This window comes from Microbacterium sp. (genome assembly GCF_047971895.1).
GTDB lineage: Bacteria > Actinomycetota > Actinomycetes > Actinomycetales > Microbacteriaceae > Microbacterium.
In genome coordinates this window covers 1-4,367 of sequence record NZ_JBKEAF010000002.1, presented here as the reverse complement: position 1 = coordinate 4,367, position 4,367 = coordinate 1, and the positions used below count along the sequence as shown (strand labels likewise).

Sequence of the window (4,367 nt, the reverse complement as noted above, 5' to 3'; positions counted from 1 at the left end):
GTCTGTGTTGGTGTTGTCGTGGGGGTGGGTGGTGTCGTCTGTGTTGGTGTGGTTGTCGGGGTTGGTGGTGTCGAGTGGGTTGGTGGTGTCGTCGGCGTTGGTGGTGTTGTCGGGGTGGGTGCTGTCGTCTTGGTTGGTGGTGTCGTCGGGGTTGGTGGTGTCGTCTGGGTTGGTGGCGTCGTCGGGGTAGGTGGTGTCGTCGGGGTTGGTGGTGTCGTCTTGGTTGGTGCCGTCGCCGGGGTCGGTGGTCTCGCCGGGGTCTGTGCCGTCGCCCGGGCCCACGGCTGGGGGGACGACAGCCGTGGGCTTCTCGCCCGGTGCCGGCGGGGTGGTCGGGGTGACCTCCTCGCGCGGTGCGGGAGCGGGCGGCGGGGCCGGCGCGTCGACGTCCGGCTCGACAGGCTCGACAGGTTCATCCGCGACGTCAGGGGTGACGACCGGGTTGCTCACGATCGGTCCGCCGACATCCGTTCCGGCGTCGGCCGGACTCACCAGCGTGCTCTGCGCACTCGACGGGGATGCCAGCAGGCCGGGGACCATCACCGTGGCGACGGCTGCGCCGCCGACGAGGGCCGCCGCAGCGGCGATGCTCACGACCGCGCCGACTCCGGAGAGGATCCCACCGCCTGCGGTCGCACCGGCAGATCTCGTGGCGGCCGTGCCGCCTGTGCTGCCCGCCGCGCCCGCGGAGCCGGCAGCACTCGTCCCGCCCGAGGCGGACCCGCCGACGATCGCGCCCTCGATGAGCGACGACGGCATCGCAGCCACGGCCGCGACAGGGGCCGCGGCGCCCTGCAGCGACGCGAGATACGATGCGGCGCCGGCGACGCCGACGACGAGGGGCAGCAGCACGAGCGCGAGACGGTTCGAGACCTCGCGCGCCTCGGCCGCCACGATCGTGCAGCGCGCGCACTCGGTCAGATGCGCCTCGAGCTTCGCGGTATCGCGGGTGCCGAGATTGCCGCGCGCGTAGCCGCCGAGCCGCTCGATCGTCCACTGGCAGGCAGACCCGTCCGCGACCGAGCGCAGGTGCGCCTGGATCCAGGCCTCGCGCAGACCCTCGCGCGCACGGAAGGCGAGTTGGGCGACCGCGGTCGCCTTCATCCCCAGCAGCGGTGCGATCGCGGCCGGCTTCATGCCTTCGATCTCGCTGTACCACAGCACCTCCTGCCAGCGCGTCGGCAGGCTGCGGAAGGCCTGGGTGGTCAGGCTACGGTCGAGCGCCGCGTCGGTGAGGTGAGCGGATGACTCGGCGTCTTCGAACGACTCGAGCACATCGATCGACGTCTCACGTCGGGAGCGGCCCCACGCCGCCGCCGTGTTGCGGATGCTCGTGAACAGATAGGCGCGGAACGCTCCGGTCGGGCCGCCGCCTTTGAGGATCGCCTGATAGATGCGCGCGTACGCCTCCTGCACGAGGTCGTCGGGATCGAGGCTGGAGGTCACTGACCGTGCGACGGTGATGCCCGAACGATAGTGCCGTCGCCACAGCTCACCGAAGGCCGCGGCGCCACCCGAGCGGGTGCGCTGGACCAGATCGGCGTCGGATGCCTCGGCAATCGAGGTCAGTCCGTCGGTGGTGTCGTCGACGTGCATGATGGCCTTCAGCGTGCGGCGTCCGCCGGGGGACGCACTGATCAAGAGACGCGGTCGGGGATGGGGTCGTGACGCGACTCGCATCCATCATAAGGAAGTTCCCAGAACCCGCGTAATAGATCGTGTGGTGCTGCATCTCATGGGGTGTACGACGTTCTGCCCGATCGTGGGGGAATCGCATCGGGCAGAAGCCGGGGATGAGGGGGCGGACGGTGGGGGTCCGTTCGGCGGGGCTTGGAGGAACTTCGGGGGGAGGGACTCCAAGCCCCCGGTCTCCCCTCCGCATCGGCGAGCGGCCCGCGAGCCATACGCGGCGCACGGTCAGGTCGGCATCGAGCAGCACCGCGTCGGCGGGGCGCAGCGACACCAGGGCCACGACCGCGGCGGCGAGCGCCAGCCCTGATCGTCGCTCAGGTGCAGGTGGTTGAACTCGAGATGCGCTGCGCGGTCGATGTGCGCCTTCACTGTGCCGAGGTCGAAGAAGTGCCGCGCCACATCGAGCATCACGCTGCGGTAGGCGAAGCGCGGGGCATCGGCGATCTCGACCTGCGGGACCGTCCGGGCATCCGCCGTATCGACCCGCAGCTGGTCGATCGGCTGCGCGGCGTCGAACAGCCCGGCCTCGTCGGCCGCGGTCACGGAGATGCCGGCGGCCCCGTGAGGGGTGCGGCCGTGGCATCCACTCTCATTTCCGCGGGAGCGGGAACGACGGCGACGATGCTGTCGGTGGGCATGTGAGGATTCCCTGCAAAAGGCTCAGAACAGCGTAGCAGGATGCCGCGCGGCATCCGCTATGCTCGGATCGTCGCAACTGGCGTTGAGGTGGGTGACCACCGGGGAGCGACTGACACGGCATTCGACCGCACGCCTGGGCCGATGCAGGAATCCATCCGAAAGCCGTTGTCAGGAGCCCCATGACCGATTCCCTCTTCACCCGTCCCGTCTCCGAGGTCGACCCCGAGATCGCCCAGGTGCTCGATCGCGAACTGGAGCGCCAGCGCGGGTACCTCGAGATGATCGCCTCTGAGAGCTTCGTGCCCGTCGCGGTGCTGCAGTCGCAGGGCTCGGTGCTGACCAACAAGTATGCCGAAGGCTACCCCGGCCGACGCTACTACGGCGGCTGCGAAGAGGTCGACGTCGCCGAAGAGCTGGCGATCGAGCGGGCGAAGTCACTGTTCGGCGCTGCGTTCGCGAACGTGCAGCCGCACTCGGGCGCCTCGGCGAACGCCGCGGTGCTGCACGCCATCGCGCGCCCCGGCGACACGCTGCTCGGTCTCGCGCTCGACCAGGGCGGGCACCTGACCCACGGCATGAAGCTCAACTTCTCTGGTCGGCTCTACGACATCGTCGCGTACGGGGTCGACCCTGCCACGTCGCTGATCGACATGGACGAGGTCGAACGACTCGCCCGCGAGCACCAGCCGCGGGTGATCATCGCCGGATGGTCGGCCTACCCGCGGCAGCTGGACTTCGCCCGTTTCCGCGCCATCGCCGACGAGGTGGGGGCGCTGCTGTGGGTCGACATGGCGCACTTCGCGGGCCTCGTGGCCGCCGGGCTGCACCCCAACCCTGTGCCGCACGCGCACGTCGTCTCGTCGACCGTGCACAAGACCATCGGCGGCCCGCGCTCGGGCTTCATCCTCACCAACGACGCCGATATCGCCAACAAGATCAACTCGGCCGTGTTCCCCGGGCAGCAGGGCGGGCCCCTCATGCACGTGATCGCCGCGAAGGCGACCGCGTTCAAGCTCGCCGCGAGCCCTGCGTTCCGCGACAGGCAGGAGCGCACCGTGCGCGGGGCGGCGCTGCTGGCGCAGCGACTGTCGCAGCCCGACGTGACCGCCGCCGGCATCGCCGTGCGCTCGGGCGGCACCGACGTGCACCTGGTGCTCGTCGACCTGCGCGACGCCGCGATCGACGGCAAGCAGGCCGAGGACTTGCTGCACGAGATCCGGATCACGGTGAACCGCAACGCCGTGCCGAACGATCCGCGCCCGCCGATGGTGACCTCGGGGCTGCGCATCGGCACGCCGGCGCTCGCGGCCCGCGGCTTCGGCGATGCCGAGTTCTCCGAAGTCGCCGACATCATCGCGCAGGCGCTGCTGCCGGGTGCTGATGTCGAGGCGCTGCGGGTGCGGGTCGCGGCGCTGACGGCGGCCTTCCCCCTCTACCCCGGCCTCGAGCACGGCTACGCCTGAGCCCCCAGCATCCACAGCCCTCCACCCTCACCTCACCTTCACCTCACCTCCGCCCTCCGCCAAATCTCCTGTTCTGGCGGAGGCAGGACGTTCCGGACGGTGATCGGCCTGCCCTAGCCGGAACTCCTGTTTTGGGACGGTGGAGGTCAGCGGATTCTGGGACCGTGGAGGTCTGTGGAGATGGGTGAAGGTTGGGTGGAGAGGGAGTGGGGTGGGGCGGCAGGAGCTGCGGGCGGTAGAGGTTGGGTGCGATGGGTTGACGGGGGAGTGGGAGGGTATCACTATGAATATAGGTATTTTGCGAGCGGGGAGTGATCGATGAGTGGACAGAAGCTCGACGGCAAGGCGGCGGCAGCCGCGATCAAGACCGAGCTGCGCGAGCGTGTCGCAGCGCTGCGCGAGCGTGGCATCGTGCCGGGCATCGCGACGGTGCTCGTCGGCGCCGACCCGGCCTCGCAGCTGTACGTCGGGATGAAGCATCGGCAGTCCGAAGAGATCGGCATGAACTCGATCCAGGTCGAACTGGCCGCCGATGCCACCCAGGCAGAGGTCGAGGCGGCCATCGACGCGCTC

Annotated in this window: 4 protein-coding genes and 1 riboswitch; of the genes, 2 read left to right on the top strand and 2 right to left on the bottom strand. The window is 69.8% G+C overall.

Translation table 11 applies throughout. The features are described from left to right. Together ACK5IN_RS00410 and ACK5IN_RS00405 are read right to left on the bottom strand one after the other, a co-directional pair. On the bottom strand, nt 1-1,596 hold a 1,596-nt coding region (locus tag ACK5IN_RS00410), incomplete at its 3' end, for a sigma-70 family RNA polymerase sigma factor (protein ID WP_416894260.1). 321 nt (nt 1,597-1,917) lie between these two features. Beyond that, nucleotides 1,918-2,235 (bottom strand): family 20 glycosylhydrolase, encoded by a 318-nt coding sequence (locus ACK5IN_RS00405; protein WP_416894259.1) that lies wholly within the window; start codon nt 2,233-2,235, stop codon nt 1,918-1,920. A 158-nt stretch (nt 2,236-2,393) separates the two neighbouring features. Further along, nucleotides 2,394-2,477: riboswitch (ZMP/ZTP riboswitch) on the top strand. A gap of 33 nt (nt 2,478-2,510) precedes the next feature. Between ACK5IN_RS00405 and glyA the strand changes: the two genes are divergently transcribed. Beyond that, a complete protein-coding gene (glyA, locus tag ACK5IN_RS00400) occupies nt 2,511-3,794 on the top strand; it encodes a serine hydroxymethyltransferase (RefSeq protein WP_416894258.1) in 1,284 nt (427 codons plus the stop codon). A gap of 318 nt (nt 3,795-4,112) precedes the next feature. After that, on the top strand, nt 4,113-4,367 hold a 255-nt coding region (locus ACK5IN_RS00395; RefSeq protein WP_416894257.1), incomplete at its 3' end, for a tetrahydrofolate dehydrogenase/cyclohydrolase catalytic domain-containing protein.

Excerpts from the sequence above, each read along its gene's own strand:
- glyA (WP_416894258.1), top strand. The coding sequence starts at position 2,511 with ATGACCGATTCCCTCTTCACCCGTCCCGTCTCCGAGGTCGACCCCGAG.